The organism is Streptomyces sp. NPDC056296, from assembly GCF_042268605.1.
Lineage (GTDB): Bacteria > Actinomycetota > Actinomycetes > Streptomycetales > Streptomycetaceae > Streptomyces.
In genome coordinates this window covers 1-20,454 of record NZ_JBHJRX010000031.1, presented here as the reverse complement: position 1 = coordinate 20,454, position 20,454 = coordinate 1, and the positions used below count along the sequence as shown (strand labels likewise).

The 20,454-nt window shown below is 71.8% G+C and carries 17 protein-coding genes; 11 read left to right on the top strand and 6 right to left on the bottom strand.

Annotation, left to right across the window (positions count from 1 at the left end; all coding sequences use genetic code 11):
- The first annotated feature begins 8 nt into the window (after positions 1-8).
- Positions 9-962, top strand: a complete 954-nt coding sequence (locus ACFCZF_RS22855) for a formylglycine-generating enzyme family protein (protein WP_376673213.1) — start codon at positions 9-11, stop codon at positions 960-962.
- On the opposite strand, the gene ACFCZF_RS22850 is transcribed toward ACFCZF_RS22855, so the two are convergent.
- The 4 genes from ACFCZF_RS22850 to ACFCZF_RS22835 form a co-directional block, all read right to left on the bottom strand.
- Entirely contained in the window at positions 959-1,303 is a 345-nt protein-coding gene (locus tag ACFCZF_RS22850) for a hypothetical protein (protein ID WP_375923119.1), read from the bottom strand. The two genes, ACFCZF_RS22855 and ACFCZF_RS22850, sit on opposite strands and share 4 nt — an antisense overlap.
- A gap of 126 nt (positions 1,304-1,429) precedes the next feature.
- Positions 1,430-2,290: a glycerophosphodiester phosphodiesterase gene (locus tag ACFCZF_RS22845; protein WP_376673212.1), complete on the bottom strand. Its 861-nt coding sequence runs from the start codon at positions 2,288-2,290 to the stop codon at positions 1,430-1,432.
- Between the two features lie 229 nt (positions 2,291-2,519).
- Entirely contained in the window at positions 2,520-2,723 is a 204-nt protein-coding gene (locus ACFCZF_RS22840) for a hypothetical protein (RefSeq protein ID WP_375923284.1), read from the bottom strand.
- A gap of 192 nt (positions 2,724-2,915) precedes the next feature.
- Positions 2,916-6,032, bottom strand: a complete 3,117-nt coding sequence (locus ACFCZF_RS22835; protein WP_376673211.1) for a BTAD domain-containing putative transcriptional regulator — start codon at positions 6,030-6,032, stop codon at positions 2,916-2,918.
- 148 nt (positions 6,033-6,180) lie between these two features.
- Here ACFCZF_RS22835 and ACFCZF_RS22830 point away from each other — a divergent pair, with 148 nt between their 5' ends.
- From ACFCZF_RS22830 to ACFCZF_RS22805, 6 genes are all read left to right on the top strand, one after another.
- Positions 6,181-7,077, top strand: coding sequence for an NAD(P)-dependent oxidoreductase (locus tag ACFCZF_RS22830; protein ID WP_376673210.1), 897 nt, complete (start codon positions 6,181-6,183; stop codon positions 7,075-7,077).
- Positions 7,070-7,975 carry an NAD(P)-dependent oxidoreductase gene (locus ACFCZF_RS22825; protein ID WP_376673209.1) on the top strand — a complete coding sequence of 302 codons (906 nt, stop codon included), beginning with the start codon at positions 7,070-7,072 and terminating at the stop codon, positions 7,973-7,975. The genes ACFCZF_RS22830 and ACFCZF_RS22825 overlap by 8 nt, the downstream gene beginning before the upstream one ends.
- 77 nt (positions 7,976-8,052) lie before the next feature.
- Positions 8,053-9,576: a Y4yA family PLP-dependent enzyme gene (locus ACFCZF_RS22820; protein WP_376673208.1), complete on the top strand. Its 1,524-nt coding sequence runs from the start codon at positions 8,053-8,055 to the stop codon at positions 9,574-9,576.
- Entirely contained in the window at positions 9,573-10,910 is a 1,338-nt protein-coding gene (locus tag ACFCZF_RS22815) for a pyridoxal-phosphate dependent enzyme (protein WP_376673207.1), read from the top strand. The genes ACFCZF_RS22820 and ACFCZF_RS22815 overlap by 4 nt, the downstream gene beginning before the upstream one ends.
- Entirely contained in the window at positions 10,907-12,097 is a 1,191-nt protein-coding gene (locus ACFCZF_RS22810; protein WP_376673206.1) for an aminotransferase class V-fold PLP-dependent enzyme, read from the top strand. The genes ACFCZF_RS22815 and ACFCZF_RS22810 overlap by 4 nt, the downstream gene beginning before the upstream one ends.
- A gap of 92 nt (positions 12,098-12,189) precedes the next feature.
- Complete coding sequence (locus tag ACFCZF_RS22805) at positions 12,190-12,960, top strand: methyltransferase domain-containing protein (protein ID WP_375923263.1); 771 nt, start codon at positions 12,190-12,192, stop codon at positions 12,958-12,960.
- Between the two features lie 12 nt (positions 12,961-12,972).
- Here ACFCZF_RS22805 and ACFCZF_RS22800 read toward each other — a convergent pair whose 3' ends face one another.
- A complete protein-coding gene (locus ACFCZF_RS22800; protein ID WP_376673205.1) occupies positions 12,973-13,533 on the bottom strand; it encodes a GNAT family N-acetyltransferase in 561 nt (186 codons plus the stop codon).
- Between the two features lie 261 nt (positions 13,534-13,794).
- The gene (locus ACFCZF_RS22795; RefSeq protein WP_376673204.1) at positions 13,795-14,634 is read right to left on the bottom strand and encodes a class I SAM-dependent methyltransferase; all 840 of its coding nucleotides are present in this window, start codon (positions 14,632-14,634) and stop codon (positions 13,795-13,797) included.
- 180 nt (positions 14,635-14,814) lie between these two features.
- On the opposite strand from ACFCZF_RS22795, the gene ACFCZF_RS22790 reads away from it, so the two are divergent.
- From ACFCZF_RS22790 to ACFCZF_RS22775, 4 genes are all read left to right on the top strand, one after another.
- Entirely contained in the window at positions 14,815-15,303 is a 489-nt protein-coding gene (locus ACFCZF_RS22790; protein ID WP_376673203.1) for a DUF6083 domain-containing protein, read from the top strand.
- A 531-nt stretch (positions 15,304-15,834) separates the two neighbouring features.
- Positions 15,835-17,301, top strand: a complete 1,467-nt coding sequence (locus ACFCZF_RS22785; protein ID WP_376673202.1) for an aldehyde dehydrogenase family protein — start codon at positions 15,835-15,837, stop codon at positions 17,299-17,301.
- 29 nt (positions 17,302-17,330) lie between these two features.
- Positions 17,331-18,890: a GMC family oxidoreductase gene (locus tag ACFCZF_RS22780; protein ID WP_376673201.1), complete on the top strand. Its 1,560-nt coding sequence runs from the start codon at positions 17,331-17,333 to the stop codon at positions 18,888-18,890.
- Positions 18,891-18,895: 5 nt separating this feature from the next.
- Complete coding sequence (locus tag ACFCZF_RS22775; protein ID WP_376673200.1) at positions 18,896-20,356, top strand: APC family permease; 1,461 nt, start codon at positions 18,896-18,898, stop codon at positions 20,354-20,356.
- Positions 20,357-20,454 lie beyond the last annotated feature (98 nt).

Sequence of the window (20,454 nt, the reverse complement as noted above, 5' to 3'; positions counted from 1 at the left end):
GAGGATCCATGACCCACGACCACCGCCCGTGCTGCACCCCGACCGCGACACCCGCCGGCGTCGCGGTGCCCCCGCCGGCCGCGGGACGTACCGTCGGCGCGCGCTCCATCCGAGGCCAGGTGCGCCTGCCGGGCGGTGAGTTCACGATGGGAGACGCCTTCGGCGAGGGGTACCCGGCCGACGGCGAGACGCCCGTCCACCCGGCACGCCTGGCCCCCTTCCACATCGACGAGACCGCCGTCACCAACGCCCGGTTCGCTTCCTTCGTCAAGGCCACCGGTCACGTGACCGACGCCGAACGCTTCGGTTCCTCGGCGGTGTTCCACCTGGTGGTCGCCGCCCCGTCGGCCGACGTCCTCGGCGGCGCCGCCGGAGCCCCGTGGTGGATCAACGTCAGGGGTGCCCACTGGCGCCGCCCCGAGGGCGCCCGCTCCGACATCACCGACCGGCAGCACCATCCCGTCGTCCATGTCTCCTGGAACGACGCCACCGCCTACGCACGGTGGGCCGGCAAGCGCCTGCCCACCGAGGCCGAGTGGGAGTACGCCGCACGCGGCGGCCTGTCCGGCCGCCGCTACGCCTGGGGCGACGACCTCACCCCCGGCGGCCGGTGGCGCTGCAACATCTGGCAGGGACGCTTTCCACACGTCAACACGGCCGAGGACGGCCACCTGACCACCGCGCCGGTCAAGTCCTACCGCCCCAACGGCTTCGGCCTGTGGAACACCGCAGGGAACGTGTGGGAATGGTGCTCCGACTGGTTCTCCCCCACCTACTACTCCCAGGCGCCCCGGACGGACCCGCGCGGGCCGGAGACCGGGACCGCGCGCGTCCTGCGCGGCGGCTCCTACCTGTGCCACGACTCCTACTGCAACCGCTATCGGGTCGCCGCCCGCTCCTCCAACACCCCGGACTCGTCCTCCGGAAACCTCGGCTTCCGCTGTGCCAACGACACCCTCTAGGTGCGCAGCAGCCGTTGAGTGATCTCCCGGTACTGCCGCAGCGCGACCCGGAGTTCCTCGGCCTGCGTCTCGGGGTCGCGGTCCTGCCAGCTCTCATGAAGGGCACGGCGTCGTTCCGCGAGGGCGTCCGCGAGGTGGGCGGCGGCGTCGTCGAAGGCGCCCTCCGCTTCTTCCAGCGCCTGACGCGGAGTGTCGGCGAAGGTGTTGATGGCCTGGCGCAGGCGCCGAAGGACCGCGTCCCGTTCGTCCGACGGCAGGAGCGCGTCCGGTGCCGCGGGCCGGTGCTCGTGGTGGCGCGGGGGCTGGTCCGACGGCTGTTGTGCGCGCGTCTGGTCGTACATCATCGAGTGCCGCTTTCCTGGGTTGCTTGGATCACCGGTTCCCCGGAGCGGCCTGGCGCTGCGCCGTACTGGTAGTCAACGCCCGATGGCGGTGCGTGTCAACGCGGTGACTTCCGGACGCCCTGGTCAGCGCTGGGTGAGGGTTTGGGGGTAGTCGGTGATGATGCCGTCGACGCCGAGGGCGGTCATTGTGCGTATGGCGCCGGGTTCGTCGACGGTCCAGACGTTGATGTCCATGCCGAGTTGGTGGATGCGGTCGACGAGGTTCTGGTCGGTGACGGTGTGCTGGGGGTTGACCTGGTCGGCCCAGGTGCTGAGTGCGAGGAGTTCGGTGTCGGTGGGGCGGTCGGCGTCGAGGAGGCCGATGGGGATGTCGGGCATGTGGGTGTGGAACTGGCGGGCGTCGTCGGTCTGGAAGGACTGGACGGCGAGTTGGTCGCGGGCGAGTGCGCGGCGGACGTAGCGGGGTTTGTTGTGGAGGTTTTGGGCGAGGTCGGTGGCGAGGTCGGTGTAGTGGCCGCAGGGGCTGATTTCGGCGAGGAGTCCGGTGCGGGTGTTGTTGATGCGGGAGATGACGTGGTCGACGGTGATGAGGGGTTCGCCGGTGTAGTCGTGGTGGAACCAGGAGCCGGCGTCGAGTCGGCGTAGTTCGGTCCAGGTGAAGTCGGAGACGCGGTAGCGGGGGCGGTCGGGGTAGACGTCTTCGATGTTGGTGGTGCGTTCCATGGTGCAGTCGTGGAAGTTGACGAGTTTGCCGTCCTTGGTGCGTTGGACGTCGATTTCCACGTGGTCGGCGCGTTGGTCGACGGCGAGGTCGATGGCGGCTTGGGTGTTCTCGGGTGCCATGCCGGACGAGCCGCGGTGCGCGATGGCGTCCGGCCGGCCGTCGGTGTCCTCGTCGGCGTAGGCGGCCGTCGTCGTTGCCAGGACCAGACCGCTCAGCACCGCCACGACCACACCGACGCGCCTGTTGCTCGCATGCTTCACTACAGCCTCCCGCGATCGAATGACTTCCTGGAGGCTGTCGGACGGTGGTTACGGGAAGCCTGCCGCGGTCTGGCGGCGCCGGGATCAGCCGGTGGACCGGAAAGGTGAACCGGCTGATCCGAGGCCGAAGCGGCGATTACGTGCATTCGCGCCCGTCCCACCGCGCGAACGGGACGACGCGAAAGGGGCGTTGATCAGCGGCGGAGCTGATCAACCGCGACGACACCCGTCACCTGCCGAGGATGCCTTCGGGCAGCAGCGACTGCGGCGACGTGGCCGGGTGGCCGATCTCCAGCGTTCCGAGGAGACCGTCCAGGAGAGGCCCGCCGGGAACCCCGGCGGACGGGCCGGGCGCGGGGGCCGCCTGAGCGGCAGGAGCGGACGCCAGGAGAGCGGTGGCCATGACGGAGGCACAGGCAAGCTTCTTGATCATGTCCGCCTTAACGAACGACGGCCCGCGGAGCAACGCTCGCCGTCAGCCGACTGGCCCAGTCGGACTCACGCGAGACTCATCCAGGACGAAGTCGGGGCGCAGACGGCCGGCTCACCCGCCACCACCTCTACGAGAACAGCCTGTCCCTCGACGAGGCCTGCACGCCCTGTAAGGCGGGCGCGGCCGGTTCCCTCAGCCTCCTCCAGCGGTCGACCCGCCGTGGTCCCCCGCGTCGGGATCGTCGTCGTCGACACCGGCCGAGTACTCGGCGGCGAAGGTGGACGCCCCCAACGCCGCGAGGACCCTGGCCGTGATGCGCTCGACGTCGCCGCGCTCGGCCGCGGGGAGCGGGGCACCGGCGGCTTCCCGGGCCCGGGCGGCCGTGCCCAGGAGGCGGGCGGCCTGTACGGGTCGACCCGCGAGGGCGTACGCCCCGGCGAGGCCCTCGCGGGCGAGGGCGAGGGCGAGGGGGTCGCCGCCATCGCGGGCGACGGCGAGACCTTGGCGGTGCAGTGCGAGGGCCCCCGGGGCGTCGCCGCGTTGTTCGGCGAGGAAGCCGAGTTCGGCATGGAGGAGTGCGGGGCCGGGGTCGAAGTCGACCTCCCGATGCCAGGAGAGGGTCTTGCGGAGGTACTTCTCGGCCAGGTCGAAGTCGCCCGCGCGCCGGGCCCCGAGGGCGAGGCCAATCTCGGCGTGGACCTCTCCCGCCGCGTAGCCGTGCTCGGCCGCCCGGTCCACCGCCTTCCGATGGAGCTCGGTGGCCAGCGGGAAGTCACCGGTCAGCAGGGCGACCCTGCCGAGCCCGGTGAGCCGGTCGGCGGCGTCCGTCCACAGACCCAGCTCCTCGGCCGCGCGGAGGCCGTCCCGGTGCAGCCGGGCGGCGAGCGGGTAGTCGCCGGTGATGGTGGCCAGTGCCGCCAAGGGGTAGGTGGTCTGCAACTGCCCCCATCGATCGCCGAGTTCGCCGAAGATTGCGTGGCCGTCGTCGGCGCTGACGCGCAGTGCGGCGAGGTCGCCCCGCAGCAGAGCGTGGGTGGCCCGGGTGCTCTGTGCGGCCGCGACTCCCCAGCGATCTCCGGTGGCGCGGAATTCCGTCAGGGCACGGTCCACCAGCGCCTCGCTGCGGGCCAGGCCCTCGCCCGCGCTGAGCAACGCGTGGCCGAGGAACCACACGGCACGTGCGCCACCGGCTCGGTCGAGGGCGGTCTCCTCGGGAGGACGGGCAGCCGGGCCGTGACTCCCGTCCCCGGCCAACACGGTGAACGCCGCGTGCCAGAAGGCGACTTGGGAGCGGAGGGCCGTCCGGGTGTCGCCGGTGACCCGCAACGTTTCGTCCAGCGATCGCCGGGCCTCGCTCAACCGGCCGCGCAGGAACCAGTACCACGTCGAGGCGAGCGCCATGCGCACCGCCCCGGTGGCATCCTCGCGCCGCACGGCGCGTGCCAGCGCGACCCGGAGGTTGGCGCTTTCGGCGTCGAGGCGGGTCAACCAGTGCTGCTGCTCGGGTCCGTGGAGTCCGACCGCCGCCTGTTCGAGGAGGTCGGTGCAGAAGGCGTGGTGGCGTAGCAGGAGGGCGTCGGACTCGCCCGCCTCCACCAGGCGTTCCAGCGCGTACGCCGATATCGACTCCGGCAACCGGTACCGGGGGCCGTCGGCGACCGTGACCAGCGAGCGGTCCACCAGCCGGACCAGCGGGTCGAGGATGTCCCGGTCACCGCCGCACACCGCCTCGGCCGCTTCGAGGCCGCAGCCGTCGGCGAAGACCGCCAGGCGGCGCAGCACCACCCGCTCGTCGTCGCCGAGCAGTTCCCAGCTCCAGTCGATCACCGCGCGGAGGGTCTGCTGGCGCGGTGGCACACCGCGGTGGCCGCCGGTCAGCAGGCGGAACCTGTCGTCCAGACGCGCGGCCAACGCGTGCACTCCCAGCGCGCGGACCCGAGTGGCGGCCAGTTCCAGGGCGAGGGGCAGGCGATCGAGCCGACGGCAGATCGTCGCGACGGCTTCGGCGTTCTGCTCGGTGACGACGAAACCGGGCGCCGCGGCCGCGGCCCGCGTGGCGAACAGCTCCTCGGCGTCGGCCTGGGGCAGCGGCGGCACGGCCCACACCGTCTCTCCGACCAGGCCGAGGGGTTCCCTGCTGGTGGCCAGGACGCTCAGCCCGGGTGCGGCGGCCAGGACCCGGCGTACCACGTCGGCAGCCGAGTCGACGACGTGCTCGCAGTTGTCCAGAAGCAGCAGGAGCCGCCTCGAACGCAATGCGTCCTCCAGCCCCACCGTCCCCTCCTCACGGATGCCCAGGGCGGCACTGAGCTGCTCCGGTACCGCCGTGGATCCAGCGAGACCGACCACTCGTACGCCGTCGGGGAAGGAATCGGCCGCCCTCCCGGCGGCCTCCTCCGCGAGGCGGGTCTTGCCGACCCCGCCGGGGCCGGTCAGCGTCACCAGCCGGTGGGTGGTGAGCAGTTTGCCGATCGCGGACACCGCTTCCTTCCTGCCGATCAGACCGGTGAGCGGGGCCGCCAGGTCGCTGCTTCGCCGCCGACGGGGGACGGGGGTCGCGTCGAGGGCCGGGTCGTGGCCGAGGATCGACCGGTGCAGGGCGGTCAGTCGCGGTCCGGGGTCCACGCCCAGCTCGTCGGCCAGCCGTCTGCGCAGTTCGTCGTACACGGCCAGTGCCTCGGACTGGCGCCCGGCCAGGTACAGAGCCCGGAGCTGGGCGGCGCGCAGCCGTTCCCGCAGTGGGTGGTGGACCGCCAGCTCGCCCAACTCGCCGACGAGTGCGTGGTGTTCGCCCAGTTCGAGGCGGGTCTCCGCGAGCGCTTCCAGGGCGGTGACGCGCTGCTCCTCCAGGCGTGCGGCGGCGGTGCGCAGAAACTCCGGGTCGCCCAGGCCGGCGAAGGCGTCTCCCTGCCACAGCGTCAGCGCCTCGGTCAGCAGGTCCGCCCTCGCCCGAGGATCCTCCGTGCCGGTCGCGGTGGTGGTCAGGCCGGTGAACCGCTGGGCGTCCACGTCCTGCGGGCCGGTGCGCAGCAGGTACCCCTGGGGCCTGGACTCGACGAGTGTCTCGGCCCCGGGTTCGGCCCGTGCCAGGGCGCGCCGAAGCCGCGAGACCTTGGTCTGCAGGGAACCGGCGGGGTTGCCGGGCAGCCGGTCGCCCCACAGGGCGTCCACCAGGCGATCGACCGAGACCGTCTGCCCCGCGTGCACGAGCAGGGCGGCCAGCAGGGTACGCACCTTCGCCTCGGGGACGTCGACGGCCTCTCCGGAAGTCGTTCGTGCGGTGAGCGGGCCGAGCACCGAGAAGTACATGGGTGCACGGTATCCGCCCGGCCGACAGCGGCCGTCCGGGGACCGACAGCGGCTCGACAGAGGTCCGACAGCGCCGGTCGGCACAGTGAGGGCACACCGAACGAACCGTCCGGTGACGCCAGTCGAACGAAACAAAAGGAGTCGGTCCATGGGCGAGAACGGGATACACGAGCGATCCACGGTGTCGGTGATCGGCCTGGGGCAGATGGGGACCAGACTCGCCCAGGCGTTCCTCGCCGCCGGCCACGGCACCACCGTATGGAACCGCACCACCGCGAAGGCCGACGCACTCGTCGCCCAGGGAGCCGTCCGTGCGGCGACCCTGGAAGCCGCGATCGCCGCTAGTCCCCTGGTCGTGGTCTGCCTGCCGGACTACGCGACCGTACGGGACCTGCTCGGACCCGTGGCGGAGCGGCTGCGCGGCCGGGTCGTGGTGAACCTGACCTCCGGCACCCCGCAGGAGGCGACCCGGACGGCCGAGTGGGCGGCCGGACACGGCGCCGACTACCTCGACGGCGCCGCCATGAGCGGCACCCGCCTGGTCGGGCGGTCCGAGGCACTGTTCGTCTTCAGCGGCTCCCGAGAGGCGTTCGGCATCCACCGGACGGTGCTGGAGAGCCTCGGAAACTCCGTACACCTCGGCACCGATCCGGCACTGGCCCCGGTGTACGACACGGCGCTGTTCGGCCTGGCCTGGGGAGCGCTGGCGGGCTTCTACCACGCCGTCGCACTGGTGGGGGCGGCAGGCGTCGATCCGGCCGCGTTCGCGGCGGTGGCGACGGGGCACATGCCGTTCGTCACCTCCCTGATGACCGACCACGCCCGTCAGATCCAGGACGGCCGCTTCCCGGACGACGACGGCACCGTGGAGGTGCACGCGGCGGCGATGGAGCACCTCGTCGGGACCAGCAGGGCGCACGGCATCGGCACCGACGTGCCGGAACTGTTCGGGAACCTGCTGGGCCGGGCGATGGCCACCGGCCACGGCGCCAACGGCATGGCCGGCGTCATCGACACGATCCGGAAGGGCGAGCGCCATGTCTGAGCGGACCAAGCCCCACGTCACGGTCCTGAGCCTCGGCCGGATGGGCGCCGCGATCGCCGCCGCGTTCCTCGACTCCGGCCACCCGACCACCGTATGGAACCGCACCGCCGCCAAAGCCGGCGCCCTCGTCGCCCGGGGCGCAGTCCGCGCGGCGACCGTCACCGAGGCGGTCACCGCCGGCCCACTGGTGATCGCCCCGCTCCTCGACCACGACGCGGTCCGGCAGACCCTCGCCTCCGCCACCCCCGTGTTGCACGGCCGCACCCTGGTCAACCTGGCCAACAGCACCCCGGACCAGGCCCGTGAGCTGGCCGCATGGGCGTCCGGGCACGGTGCCGACTACCTCGACGGCGCCATGCTGGCCCTCCCCGACACCGTCGCCACCCCGGACGGCTTCTTCCTCTACAGCGGATCCCGGCGTGCCTTCACGACCCATCGGCGTGCACTGGAAGTGATGGCCCCGGCCCACTACTTCGGAACCGACCCCGGCGCCGCGGAGGTCCACGACCTGGCCCTGCTGGGCACCGGATACGCCGCCCTCACCGGGTTCCTGCACTCCGCGGCCCTGCTCGCCCCGGCGGGCACCACCCCCGAGACGTTCGCTCCGCTGGCGGCCCGGTGGCTGCACGGCATGGCCGAGTTCCTGCCGGAACTGGCGCGTGAGGCCGGATCGGCGACGTATTCGGACGGGGTCTCCACGGTCGACCTGAACCGGGCCGGCGTCGACAGCCTGATCGGCCTCAGCAGAGCGGCTGGTGTGGCCACCGATGTCCACGAGCCGTTGAAGGCCCTGCTGGACAGAAGGTCGGCGGACGGCCACGGCGGGGACAGCTTCTCCAGCGTGTACGAGCTGCTGAGAGGGGCACACCCCGGCCCCTGGCCGCGCCCCGAGGCTTAGCGGCGTGTGTACCTGGAAACGACTACTCCCGAACGGTCGTCGCAACGACGGTCGGCCGACACGGGGAGGGGTCTTTCGTGGATGTGCCCTTATATCTGAGGCCGCGAGTGGAACCGCCGCTCGCCTCACTGCTGGGGGCCGCACCATTCCTGCACTCGCTCGTCGACGCGCTCGGGTCTCCGCTCAACGTGCTGCTCCCCGAGTCCGTCGCCGCGAACGCCGAACGCTTCCGGGCCGTCTACCGTCGCCACCACCTCGCCGGGCGGGTGTATTTCGCGCACAAGGCGAACCGGTCCAGCGCCCTGGTGCGCAGACTGGCGGCCGAGGCACCGGCCGCCGTCGGCGTCGACGTCGCCTCGCTGGCAGAACTGCGGCACGCCCTGAGCTGCGGCTTCACCGGGGATCGTGTCATGGCCACCGGCCCCAAGGACCCGGAGTTCCTCTGGCTGGCGGCACGCGTGGGCGCGACGGTGAACCTGGACTCGATCCGCGAGCTGGAACAACTCGCCGATCTGGTACGGAAGTACGGCCTCTCGCGGGTCGACGTCCTGGCGCGCCTGTCCGGGTTCGAGTCGGCCGCCGGCCACGGGGGAGCGGGCACCCGGATGCTGTCGCGCCGCAGTCGCTTCGGCACCCCCGCGGGGGAGGTGGAGGAGCTTCTGGCGGCCGTGGAACGGCACGCGGACGCCGTAGAACTGACGGGCCTCGCCTATCACTTGGACACCACGGGCCTGGAGGAGAAGGGCCGGGCCCTGGAGCAGTGCGTGCTGCTCATGGACCGATGCCGGGCACGGGGCCTGGCACCGCGTGCCGTCGACATCGGCGGCGGATTCGGCGTCGGCTACGTCGCCGACGCCGAGGAGTGGGAGCGCTGGACGACCGCGCTCAGCGAGGCGGTCCTCGGTGGCCGCCCGCCCCTGACCTGGCGCGGCCACGGATACGGGCTGCGCAACGAGGGCGGCACGGTGCGCGGGTCCGTCGCGCTGTATCCCGGCCACCGCCCCGAGGCCGGCCCCGGCTACCTCGACGAACTCCTCTCGCTCCCCGCACCGGTGCTGGGCCGGGGGCCCGGCGCCCTTCTGCTGGAGCACCTCCACGACCTCCACATCGAACCCGGCCGTTCCCTGGTCGACCAGTGCGGGCTGTCGCTGGCCCGCGTGCTGGACGTCCGCCGCACGGGTGAGGACTCGGCCCCCTACCTGGTGCGGCTCGGCATGAACGCCGGGGACGTGAGCCTGGAGGAGCACGGAGTCCTCGTGGACCCCGTACTCCTGCCGCGCGGCGAACCGGAGAAGGGCGACAAGGACGACAAGATCGACAAGGACGACGAGGGGCCGGTCGGAGTCCATCTCGTCGGCAACCTCTGCCTGGAGGCCGACCTGATCACCCGCCGCCTGGTGTTCCTCCCCAGGCTGCCGCGCGCCGGTGACCTGCTGGCCTTCGTCAACACCGCCGGGTACGCGATGGACTTCCACGCCCACCACGCACAACGGCAGCCCCTCGCGCGGACGGTGGCGGTGGAGAAGGAGGGCGACTTCTGGCGCTGGTGCCTGGACGAGGACTACTGGCCGATCACACACCCGGGGGGAACGCCCGCATGAGGTACGACAGCATCACGGAGGCCATCGGCAACACACCACTGGTGCGCATCGACCCCGCCGTACACGGGCTGCGCAACATCGACCTCTACGCGAAGCTGGAGATGCTCAACCCGTTCGGCTCCGTCAAGGACCGGCCCGCCTGGCACATGGCGCGCCCCCACCTGGAGAACGCGTCCGAGGGGGAGGGGACGGTCGTGGAACTCTCCAGCGGGAACACGGCCAAGGCGCTCGCCCTGCTGGCCGGCATGCACGGCCTGAGGTTCAAGAGCGTCACCAACCGGATGCGCGTACCGGAGATCAAGGAGCTGCTCCTGCTCCTCGGTGCCGAGATCGAGGAGCTGCCGGGGCGCAGCGAGTGCCTCGACCCGACCGACACGGACGATCCGCTGACCCACTTCCACCGGACACTCTCGGAGCCCGGAAGCACGTACCTGCACACCGACCAGTACTTCAACCCGCGCAACGTCGAAGCGCACGCGGAGGGCACCGGACCCGAGATCGTCAAGGACCTGGGCGGGCGGGCGCCGGACTGGTTCGTCGCCTGCGTGGGCACGGCCGGTTCGTCGACCGGTGTCGCCAGGGTGCTGCGCGAGCACGACCCGGAGGTGCGGGTACTCGGCCTGGTCGCCCACAAGTCGGACTTCATCCCCGGCATCCGCACCATCGACGAGGTCCATCAGGTCGGCCTGTTCGATCCGGCGACGTACGACACGATCGAGTCCGTCACCTCGGGCGAGGCCATCGACGGGATGCTCACCCTCATCCGCCGCTGCGGACTGCTGACGGGGCCGACCGGGGGCGCCGCCTACCAGGGTGCGGTGCGGCACCTGCGGGACGCCGACGCGGCGCTGGAGGGGTCGGGGCGCCGGGAGACCGCGGTGTTCATCGTGTGCGACCGGGCGGAGAGCTACCTGAGTTACGTGCGCGCACGCCGCCCCGAGCTGCTGGGCAGGGCGAGCCGCGGGCCCACCCTCGCGACGCTCACCGAGGAAGAGGTGCGGGCAGGCGGCCGGTCCGCGACCGTGGACGAGGCCCGCTGCCGGCTCACGGAGGGCGATCCCCGGCCGCTCGTCGTCGACCTGCGCAGCCCGCACGCCTACGCCGCCCTGCACATCGAGGGCTCGGTCAACATCGCCGACGAACTGTTCGAGGAACTCGTCCGCGGCGGGCTCCCCTTCAGCAAGCGGACACCGGTACTGCTGGCCTGTCCCGTCGGCGAGAGGTCGCTGCGCTACGCCGCCCTGCTGACCCGCATGGGGCACCCCGACGTGCGAAGCCTGGTCGGCGGAATCGTCGCCTGGCGGGACGCGGGCGCCCCGCTGGTGCGCGAATGAGCGCCGCGCTCTGGCAGCGGGAACTGAGGGAGCAGTTCCCCATCGTCACCGCGCATCCGGAGTCGGCCTACCTCGACAGCGCGGCGACGTCCCAGAAGCCGCGGGCCGTACTGGAAGCCGTCCAGACCTACCTGACGACGTCGAACGCCAACGCGGGCCGCGGCACCTACCCCTGGGCCAACCGGACCACGGAGCTGGTGGAGACGACCCGGGAGCGGGTCAAGGAGTTCCTCGGCGATCCGGAACCGGACCACTCCACCGTGCACTTCACCAGCGGCACCACCGAGGGCCTGCGCACCGTCGCCCGCGACTGGCTCGTGCCGTACCTCACCGACGGCGACGAGATCCTCGTGCCGTTCGCCGACCACCGGGCCAACCTGGACCCCTGGGTGGAAGCGCAGCGACTGCTGGCCGCCCGCGGCGTTCGCGTACACCTGCGCGCCCTGCCGTACCAGGCGATCTCGGGCGACTACGACCACCGCGCCCTCGGCGACCTCGTCGGTCCGCAGACCCGCTTCGTGGCCGCCACGCACGTCCACCACGTCTACGGCGGTGACATGAACGTGCACCGCGTCCGCGCGGCGGTCGGCCCGGACGTGCCGATCTGCCTGGACGCGGCCCAGAGCGTCGGCCATCTGCCCGTCGACCTGGCCGATCCCGCGCTCGACGTCGACTTCGTGGTCTTCTCGGGGCACAAGGCGATGGCCCTGCCGGGTTCGGGAGCGGTCTGGGCGCGCAACGCACGGGGGCCCGGGTTCCGGCCGTCCGGCTGGCAGGGCACGCCCAACACCGTGGGCATCGTGTCGCTGAGGGCCGCGCTCGACTGGCTCGACGCGGCCGGTCCCGACCGGATCGCGGGTTGGACGGCCGGCCTCACGACCCGGCTGACCGACCGGCTCAGACATCTCGACGCGTACGAGATCCTCGGCTGTCCCACCAGTCTGGCCGCCGACTCCGCGCTCCCCGCGGCCCAGCGCCGCCACGGCATCGTCACCTTCCGGCACCACGACATCCCGTCCGACGACCTCGGGTTCATCCTCTACAGCCACGGCTTCATGGTGCGGGCCGACAGCCTCTGCCAGGCCGGCGCGGGCGAGAAGGACGGGTCGGTGCGTGTGAGCCTGCACGTCTACAACACGGAGGAGGAGATCGACCGCCTGCTCACCGTACTGGCGTCATTGGTGTGAAGGACGAGCGATATGGCAAGTGATAACCGTTTCCACCTGTAGATTCGGTCGCGTCCACTACGGGTGAGGAACGGAAGGGGTGGCGCGACCAGATGGGCATCAGCATGGCGGTGGCCAGGACGTGGGTGGAGCGCTGGGAGCGACAGCAGCAGCGCTACGCCGTGGACCGCGAGGAGCGGTTCACGGTGATCACGGATGTCGTCGAGTACGCCACGGCCGGCCGTCCCCGGCCGCTCCTGCTCGACCTCGGCTGCGGCCCGGGCTCCCTGGCCGCCAGACTCGTCGACCGGCTGCCGGACGCGGAGATCGTCGCCGCCGACATGGATCCGCTGCTGCTGGAACTGGGGCGGACCCACCACGCGAACGCCGCCCGCTACGTCGACACCGTGATCGGCGCCGACGGCTGGACCGACGCCCTCGGGCTGGAGCGCCCCCTGGACGCCGCCGTCTCGACGACGGCCCTGCACTACCTCCCCGAGCCGGTACTGCTGGACACCTACCGCCGTCTCGCCGCGCTGCTGCGCTCCGGCGGGGTACTCGTCAACGGCGACCACTTCCCGCCCGGCGAAGCACCGTGCTCGGACATCACCGGCCACGTGGGCCGCCGCCGCGCCGAGCGGACGGGCGGTCACGCCCACGAGGACTGGCGGGAGTGGTGGACCGCGGCGGCCCGGGAACCCGAGCTGGCCGACCTGTTCGCCGAGCGCGCCCGGCGCCACGCGGCCCACGGAGGGAGCGGGTCCGGTGAGGATCTCGCGGCGGACCGCCACACCGAGTTGCTGCGCCGGGCGGGTTTCCGCCATGTCGCGCCGGTCTGGCAGTTCGGCGACAGCGCCGTCCTGGTGGCGGTCAAGGGCGACTGAACCCCGGCCGGTTCACAGGGCCAGGCTCATCAGGATCTCGTCACGGTCGTCACCGGGCGCCACGCGCAGCACACCCGGCCATCGGCCGACCTCGGTCCAGCCGGCCCTGCGGTAGAAGTCCTCCAGCCCCAGACCGGCCCGCGCGGTGAGCCGCAGTCTCTCCATGCCCATCTCGTCACGGGCGATCCGCGGGAGACGGCGCATCAGCGCGGCACCGACGGCCATGCCGCGGAAACGGACGTGCGTCTGAAGGTGGTTCACCGTTCCGCAGTGCGCGGCAAGAGGGTGCGGCTCGCGGCGCAGGAGTACCCAGCCCGCGAGTGCGCCGTCGACGGTGGCCAGGAGGATCCGGCTGCGCTGCGGAGCGAGCCCTCGGACGATCTCGTCCAGCGCCGGTCCGACCTCCGGCGAGGACGCCGGCGGCAGGGGACAGCCCATGGGGATGACCGCGCCCCCGGCGTTGATGACCGCCGTCCAGCAGTCCCTCAGATCCCGGCGTACGGCCAGGGTGGCATCCTGCGCCCGGACGATCTGCGCGAACGCGGGTGCGCGCACCGCTTCGTGAGCTGTCACGTCCGCCAGTCTGCCAGTCCGCCCCACCGACCACGCTCGCACGCGGCTGTCAGTGAGGTGTTCACCTCGCGGTGCCCCGCCGTACAGGTGCTGACCCGCCGGGCCGGAGATCATCGGCTTCGTGACGGCTGACGTCGAGGCCGGCTCCGGGCGAGGACGCGTGACCATTCCACAACCGGTCACCGGCGTGGAAAATGTCAGACTGCTTCTGCTGGAACGCGTCCCGTGAACAGCCGCTGCCACCACCGGACGCCGCTTCGATCAGCGCGGGGAAGACCAGACGAAGATCTCGGTGCCCGGCTGACGCTCGGAGAACCGGCCGGACGGCGAGGTCTCTAGGAGCAGCCCGCGCAGGTCCGTCTCGAAGGCGTCGAAATCCGCGCCGAACAGGTGCGGCGCGGAGTACGACATCGAGAAGACCCCGGCGACGACGTCGGCACATGTGCGTTCCAGCGCCTGTCCGCCGGGGGCGACATGGCGACGAGGACCGGAGAACCCCGCCCGGGCGAACACCGCTGCCTCACCGCCGGGCGTGCCCTCCGGCAGCATCCCTCGGCCGGCTCGCCGGACCCATCCCAGCCGGCGCGTGACCAGCTCTGCGATCGCGGCGTGGGGAATCGCCGGATACGGCAGACCCTCGGTGCTCCGGACCTCGCCCTTCAGGTCCGAGATGTGCACCAGGACCCCACCGGGCCGGAGCATGTCCCTGATGGTCGCCGCCACCGCGTCGCGGTCCATCCAGTGAAACGACTGGCCGAAGGTCGCGACGGTGAACGTTCCGAGCCCCGCGGGCAGTTCCTCGGCGCGGGCCCGCACCCATCGCGCCTTGTCGGCCACGCCTCGCTCGGCGCCTTCACGCGCGGCTTCGGCGATCATCCCGCCGTCCGGATCCACCCCGACGACCTCGCTGAACAGATGGGCCAGCATCAGGGTGAGGGTTCCCGGCCCGCATCCCACGTCCACCAGCCGCCCTCGCCCGTCGAGGTTCAGCACCTCGGTGAGCACGTCCACCAGCCCGGGGGCATAGGGAAGCCTCCCGCGCCGGTAGTAGGCGGCGGTACCCGCGAACAACATGTCGTCCCACTCCCAGCCGGTGCTCACGTCCGCCCACCACCTCTCCTGGAATCCGCGACCGCCCGGCCGCACCGCGACGATGGCTCGCGCGGGTGTCAGGCTCATCATCGGCGACAGGGCCCGCGCCCGTGCGATCCGCCCGCATGCTGCCGTTGCGCCCGTCTTGCGCCCTGTCCCGCTCCCTTCCTTCACCACACGCTCGCGACCATGGGGGATACACGCGAACCGAGCCTCTTCCCGGTACCCGGCCCCGACAGCCACCGGCAGCCGCCCGTCGATGCCCCACGGCCCTGGGAGAGCGTCGACCGGGGGCAGGCCGCCAGCGACGGCGCCACCGGGCCCGAACCGCCGGCCCGGCCGATCTGTCCGCACTGCGGCCTGGTCGGCGAACGCCGTCCCACCTACACCGGTCAGCACGTCCTGCTCGAGCCCCTGCCCGCCATCCCCGCTCACCTCGTCCCCGGCGGCCACCGCTGGCACATCGACTCCGGTGGGCAGGCCTGGAACAGCGGCCCGAACGAGCCTTTGCCCGGCACCACTTGCCGCGTCCCTCATCAACTCGCGTGCCCGGGCCTCACGCTGGACGAGATCAAGCCGTGGCGGTGGCTGGACGCGGTGCGCGAGGAGAACGCGCGCCGGGCGCGGCGGCAGGCGGAGGAGGACGGCTTCCCGGGAGCGCTGCCCGACGCGGGCTGACAGGAGGAGATCGCCACCGGCGGCGTCACCCTCCCGGCCACCGGGACACGCCGCCACGTCGACCACGAGGGTGCCCTCGGCCACGCCGCCGCAGACGCCGAAGCCGGCTGTGAGGTGATCGGAGCCGGTGGTGACGCCCGTGCTCGTGGCGGCACCGCTCGGCACCGTCGCCGCTGGAGCCCGGGGCGGCGTACGCGTCGCCGCCTCCGGCAGCACGACCTCCGGTGTCCGGATCGATCCCGCCGGCACCGGCGGGCAGCCGACAGGTTCCGCCGGTCCGGCCGGGCGCGAGATGCCGCCAGGGCCCCTCGCCGGTGGAGGCGCTCGACCACGGCCCCGCCCGCCTCCAGTGGCCGGTGAGCCTCCGCACCGACGCGCCAGCTAGCCCAACCAGGTCACATCCCCGCCCAACCCTCCCTCGGCCGGTGCGTCCACATGACCGGCGCGGGCCCCTCGGACGATGTTGGTGCCAGGTGTGCCGCGCCGGAGGGCTGCGTCGGCACCGGACAGGTACGAGTGAGGGAGCCTGCGATGCCGGAACTGTTCATCGACGGCGAGTGGACGGGTGCCGTGGGCGGCGCGCGGTGGGACGTGGTCAACCCCTTCGACGCGTCCGTCATCCAGCAGGTCGACGACGCCGACGAGGCCGACGTCGACCTGGCCGTACGAGCCGCCCGGCGGGCCTTCAACCGGGGCGACTGGCCGTCGGCACCCACCCGGGAGCGGGCCGACGTGCTGCTCAGGGTGTCGCGGTTCCTCCTGCGCGACCAGGAGGAGATCGCCCGGGTCGAAACCCTCGACACCGGCAAGACGCTCGCCGAGGCACGCATCGACGTCGAGGACGTCTCGAACGCGTTCCGCTACTTCGCCGAGATCGCCGACAAGGACGGCGGCCGGGTGGTGGACGTCGGCCCCGATGTACTCAGCCGGGTCACCTACCACCCCCTCGGCGTCTGTGCCCTCATCGCGCCGTGGAACTACCCGCTGCTGCAGGCCTCCTGGAAAGTGGCCCCGGCCCTGGCGGCGGGCAACACCTTCGTGCTCAAGCCCAGCGAGACGACACCGCTGTCCACGATCCACATGATCCGGCTGATCGCGGAGGCGGGAGCGCCGCCCGGGGTCGCGAACCTGGTGCTCGGTCCCGGCGGCACCGTGGGCGCGGCGATGTCCTCCCACCCCGAGGTGGACCTGGTCTCCTTCACCGGCGGCCTGGCCACCGGGCGCCGGATCATGGAGGCGTGCGCGCCGGGCGTGAAGAACCTCGCCCTTGAGCTCGGCGGCAAGAACCCCAACGTGGTCTTCGCCGACTGCGACTTCGACGCGGCCGTCGACCACGCTCTGGAGGCCTCGTTCCTGCACTCCGGGCAGGTCTGCTCGGCCGGCTCGCGGCTGCTCGTGGAGGACGGCCTGCACGACCGGTTCGTGGAGCGGCTCGCCACCCGCGCGCAGACCATCCGGCTCGGCAGCGGGCTCGAACCGACGACCGAGAGCGGGCCGCTCAGCTCCGCGGAACACCGGGCGAAGGTCGAAAGCTACCTGGAGATCGCCCGCGACGAGGGCGCCCGCCTGGTCTGCGGCGGCCGGCGCCCGGACGACCCCGAGCTGTCCTCCGGCTTCTTCCTGCTGCCCACGGTCTACGCCGACTGCGACCGCTCCATGCGCATCGTGCAGGAGGAGGTCTTCGGCCCGGTCGTCACCGTGGAACGCTTCCGTACCGAGGACGAGGCCGTGGAACTGGCCAACGACACCCGCTACGGCCTGGCCGGTGGCGTGTGGACGAACGACGCGAGCCGAGCCCAGCGGGTCGCCGGCCGGCTGCGGCACGGCACGGTCTGGATCAACGACTTCCACCCCTACGTGCCGCAGGCCGAGTGGGGCGGCTTCGGCCGTTCCGGTTTCGGCCGGGAACTCGGGCCCACCGGCCTGCGCGAGTACCAGGAGGCCAAGCACATCTACCAGAACCTCAGGCCGGCTCCCTCCGGCTGGTTCAAGGGCTGAGCGGGCAGGGCGAGAGAGAAGGCGACGCCATGGACGACGATACGACGACGTACGACTACGTGATCATCGGCGGCGGTACGGCCGGCTGCGTACTGGCCGCCCGGCTGAGCGAGGACCCGGCCTGCCGCGTGTGCGTGGTGGAGGGCGGACCCAGCGATGTCGGCGACGAACGGATCCTGCGGCTCCGGAACTGGATCAACCTGCTCGGCTCCGAGTTCGACTACGGCTACACCACCGAGGAACAGCCCCGCGGCAACTCGCACATCCTGCACTCCCGCGCCCGCGTGCTCGGCGGCTGCTCCTCGCACAACACGCTGATCAGCTTCCTGCCGTTCCCGCAGGACCTGGACGAGTGGGCGGAGCGCGGCTGCACCGGCTGGGAGCCGGAGACGATCCTGCCGTACCGGACACGGCTGCAGAACACGATCGTGCCCGTCGGCGCCGCCGACCGCAACGCGATCGCCCAGGACTTCGTCACGGCGGCCACCACCCGGCTCGGTGTGCCGGTCGTCGAGGACTTCAACGCCCGCCCCTTCACCGACGGCGCCGGCTTCTTCTCCGTCGCCTACGACCCGGAGACCAACACCCGGTCGTCCGCCTCCGTCGCCTACCTGCACCCCGTACTGAACCGCCCGAACCTGGCGCTGCGCCTGGAGACCTGGGCGTACCGGCTGACGCCCGACAGCGAGGGCCGTTTCACTCGCGTCCAGGTCCGCAACCCCGACGGCTCCCTCTCGACGCTGGAGGCGGACGCCGAGGTGCTGCTGTGCGCCGGAGCGATCGACACGCCCCGGCTGCTCATGCTCTCCGGCATCGGCCCGGCCGACCACCTGCGGAACCTGGGCATCGAGGTCCGCGCCGACCTGCCCGGGGTGGGCGAGAACCTGCTGGACCATCCCGAGTCGGTGATGGTGTGGGAGACCCGTGAACCGCTGCCGCCCAATTCGGCCATGGACTCCGACGCCGGGCTCTTCCTGCGCCGCGACCCGGCGGGCGGTCCGCGCCCGGACCTGATGTTCCACTTCTACCAGGTGCCGTTCACCACCAACACCGAACGGCTGGGCTACCCCGTCCCAGAGCATGGCGTCTGCATGACCCCGAACGTGCCACGTGCCCGATCCGTCGGCCGCATGTGGCTGCGCAGCGCCGACCCGGACGTCAAACCGGCCCTGGACTTCCGCTACTTCACCGACCCGGACGGGCACGACGAGCGCACGATCGTCGAAGGCCTGCGGATCGCCCGCGAAGTGGCGTCCACCGCCCCGTTCAGCGACTGGCTGCTGCGGGAGGTGGCGCCGGGTCCGGACGTACGCTCGGACGCCGACCTGTCCGAGTACGGACGCCGCGCCGCACACACCGTCTACCATCCCGCCGGGACCTGCCGGATGGGCGCCGAGGACGATCCCATGGCGGTGCTCGATCCCCAGCTGCGGCTGCGTGGCCACGACGGGCTGCGGATCGTGGACGCGTCCGTCTTCCCCACCATGCCGACCATCAACCCGATGCTGACCGTACTGCTCGCCGCCGAACGCGCGGCGGACCTCATCACCGCCCGGCCGGCTCCGCGGCCGCCGGCCGTGGAAGGGTAGACCCGATGACGGTTCCCGGAACGCCGGGCGGTTCTGCGGACGCCGGCCATGGGCAGAAGGACTCGGAGTTCCGCAAGGAGATGGGACCCTGGGCGAACTTCGCCCTCGGCTTCACCTACCTCTCTCCGGTGGTGAGCACCTACACGCTCTTCGGCACGGCACTCGCCGACGGCGGCCCACCGATGATCTGGGCCTTCGTCATGGCGGGATGCGGGCAGTTCCTCGTCGCGCTGGTCTTCGGCGAGGTCGTCGCGCAGTACCCGATCGCGGGCGGGGTCTACCCATGGGCGCGGCGGCTGTGGGGCAAGCGCTGGGCCTGGATGACCGGGTGGGTCTACATGTGGGCGCTGCTCGTCACCATCACGAGCGTCGCCTACGGTGCCGGGCCCTACATCGCCATCATGCTCGGCTTCCGCGCCACCGTGCACACCACCGTGCTGTGCACGATCGCGCTGATCGTCGTCGCGGTGCTCATCAACTACGCGGGCACGAAGGCCCTTTCGTGGGCGGCGCTGATCGGCTTCGGCGCGGAACTGATCGGCGCCCTCGTCGTCGGCGTCATCCTGCTGGTCACGCATCGCTTCCACGGCCTGGGCGTCCTCTTCGACGACTTCGGGACCGCCGGCGACGGCTCCTACCTGCCGGTCTTCCTCGGGGCGGCGATCATCGGCTTCTACCAGTACTACGGCTTCGAGGCCTGCGGGGACGTCGCCGAGGAGGTGGCCCACCCCGGCAAGGTGATTCCCAAGGCGATGCGGCGCACCATCTACGTGGGTGGCGCGGCGGCGACCTTCACCTGTCTGACGCTGCTCCTGGCCGTCGTCGACTACCGGGCGGTGATCTCCGGCGAGGACACCGACCCGGTCGTCAGGGTCCTCTTCGACGCCCTCGGCGAGGCCGGCGCACGGATCGTGATGGCCGTGGTCCTCATCTCGTTCCTCTCCTGCACCATCAGCCTGCAGGCGGCGGCCGGCCGGCTGATCTACTCCTACGCCCGCGACGAGATGATCATCGGCCACCGGCTGCTGCGGAAGTTCTCACCGACCCGCGCGGTACCCGAGTACGCGCTGCTGGTCGCCGCGGTCGTACCGGCGCTGATCGCCGTCGGCTCGCTGATCTCGACGGACGCCCTCACCAAGATCGTGTCCTTCGCGATCCTGGGCATCTACGCCGCGTTCCAGATGGTCGTCCTGGCCGCTCTGCGAGCCCGCCTCAAGGGCTGGAAGCCGAGCGGCGAGTACCGGCTGGGCCGGTGGGGCCTGCTGGTGAACGCCGGGGCGCTCGCCTACGGAATCTTCGCGATCGTCAACATCTCCTGGCCCCGGACCCCAGGCGTCCCCTGGTACGACAACTGGATCGTGCTGCTCAGCGGGGGAGTGGTGGTGGCCGTGGGCCTCCTGTACATGTTCACCACGCACCACTACGGACGCAGCGACGCACCCTCGGGGAACGCGATCCCCGACTAGCGCCAATGCCGTTCGGTTAGTCGTCTGGCGGGCTTGGCGATGCGTTGATCTCGATGTGGACGGCGGTTCTGTGGGTTCGATGGTCGGTGTTGCGGCCG

Bases quoted from the DNA above. Each gene is read 5' to 3' on its own strand.
- ACFCZF_RS22780 (WP_376673201.1), top strand. From the start codon at position 17,331: ATGGACGACGATACGACGACGTACGACTACGTGATCATCGGCGGCGGT.
- ACFCZF_RS22810 (WP_376673206.1), top strand. From the start codon at position 10,907: ATGAGCGCCGCGCTCTGGCAGCGGGAACTGAGGGAGCAGTTCCCCATC.
- ACFCZF_RS22785 (WP_376673202.1), top strand. From the start codon at position 15,835: ATGCCGGAACTGTTCATCGACGGCGAGTGGACGGGTGCCGTGGGCGGC.
- ACFCZF_RS22855 (WP_376673213.1), top strand. From the start codon at position 9: ATGACCCACGACCACCGCCCGTGCTGCACCCCGACCGCGACACCCGCC.
- ACFCZF_RS22850 (WP_375923119.1), bottom strand. From the start codon at position 1,303: ATGTACGACCAGACGCGCGCACAACAGCCGTCGGACCAGCCCCCGCGC.
- ACFCZF_RS22805 (WP_375923263.1), top strand. From the start codon at position 12,190: ATGGGCATCAGCATGGCGGTGGCCAGGACGTGGGTGGAGCGCTGGGAG.
- ACFCZF_RS22775 (WP_376673200.1), top strand. From the start codon at position 18,896: ATGACGGTTCCCGGAACGCCGGGCGGTTCTGCGGACGCCGGCCATGGG.
- ACFCZF_RS22840 (WP_375923284.1), bottom strand. From the start codon at position 2,723: ATGATCAAGAAGCTTGCCTGTGCCTCCGTCATGGCCACCGCTCTCCTG.
- ACFCZF_RS22825 (WP_376673209.1), top strand. From the start codon at position 7,070: ATGTCTGAGCGGACCAAGCCCCACGTCACGGTCCTGAGCCTCGGCCGG.
- ACFCZF_RS22790 (WP_376673203.1), top strand. From the start codon at position 14,815: ATGGGGGATACACGCGAACCGAGCCTCTTCCCGGTACCCGGCCCCGAC.
- ACFCZF_RS22815 (WP_376673207.1), top strand. From the start codon at position 9,573: ATGAGGTACGACAGCATCACGGAGGCCATCGGCAACACACCACTGGTG.
- ACFCZF_RS22835 (WP_376673211.1), bottom strand. From the start codon at position 6,032: ATGTACTTCTCGGTGCTCGGCCCGCTCACCGCACGAACGACTTCCGGA.
- ACFCZF_RS22830 (WP_376673210.1), top strand. From the start codon at position 6,181: ATGGGCGAGAACGGGATACACGAGCGATCCACGGTGTCGGTGATCGGC.